General features: G+C 52.8%; 7 tRNA genes. All 7 read left to right on the forward strand.

The features are described 5' to 3' along the window. The first annotated feature begins 29 nt into the window (after positions 1 to 29). The 7 genes from PI85_RS23340 to PI85_RS23370 all read left to right on the forward strand — a co-directional run bounded on the left by PI85_RS23340 (position 30) and on the right by PI85_RS23370 (position 666). Positions 30 to 105 (forward strand) — tRNA-Val (locus PI85_RS23340). Between the two features lie 3 nt (positions 106 to 108). Continuing rightward, positions 109 to 184, forward strand: a tRNA-Thr gene (locus PI85_RS23345). 8 nt (positions 185 to 192) lie between these two features. After that, positions 193 to 268 (forward strand) — tRNA-Lys (locus tag PI85_RS23350). A gap of 23 nt (positions 269 to 291) precedes the next feature. After that, positions 292 to 376: transfer RNA gene (locus PI85_RS23355), tRNA-Leu, on the forward strand. Between the two features lie 36 nt (positions 377 to 412). Further along, positions 413 to 487 (forward strand) — tRNA-Gly (locus PI85_RS23360). Between the two features lie 5 nt (positions 488 to 492). After that, a tRNA-Leu gene (locus tag PI85_RS23365) sits at positions 493 to 581 on the forward strand. 8 nt (positions 582 to 589) lie between these two features. Then, positions 590 to 666: transfer RNA gene (locus PI85_RS23370), tRNA-Arg, on the forward strand. Positions 667 to 669: the final 3 nt, after the last annotated feature.

Consider the following 669-nt stretch of genomic DNA (forward strand, 5'->3'; position numbering starts at 1 on the left):
GAGTAGGACGTCGCTAGGCATAATACCCAGGAGGATTAGCTCAGCTGGGAGAGCATCTGCCTTACAAGCAGAGGGTCGGCGGTTCGAGCCCGTCATCCTCCACCATTTGCCGGTTTAGCTCAGCAGGTAGAGCAACTGACTTGTAATCAGTAGGTCGTGGGTTCGATTCCTATAGCCGGCACCATTTTAGACGAGCCATTAGCTCAGTTGGTAGAGCATCTGACTTTTAATCAGAGGGTCGAAGGTTCGAGTCCTTCATGGCTCACCATTTATAAGTACCAACCATATTAAGCGGGTGTGGCGGAATTGGCAGACGCACTAGACTTAGGATCTAGCGCCGCAAGGCGTGGGGGTTCGACTCCCTTCACCCGCACCATTTTTCAATATGCCAGATAAAAAAACTTATGCACATGCGGAAGTAGTTCAGTGGTAGAACACCACCTTGCCAAGGTGGGGGTCGCGAGTTCGAACCTCGTCTTCCGCTCCAAATGTGCCGGGGTGGCGGAACTGGCAGACGCACAGGACTTAAAATCCTGCGGTAGGTGACTACCGTACCGGTTCGATTCCGGTCCTCGGCACCATTTTATATGCGCCCGTAGCTCAATTGGATAGAGCGTCTGACTACGGATCAGAAGGTTATGGGTTCGACTCCTGTCGGGCGCGCCATAA

Source organism: Lysinibacillus sp. A1 (assembly GCF_000801965.1).
GTDB lineage: Bacteria > Bacillota > Bacilli > Bacillales_A > Planococcaceae > Lysinibacillus > Lysinibacillus fusiformis.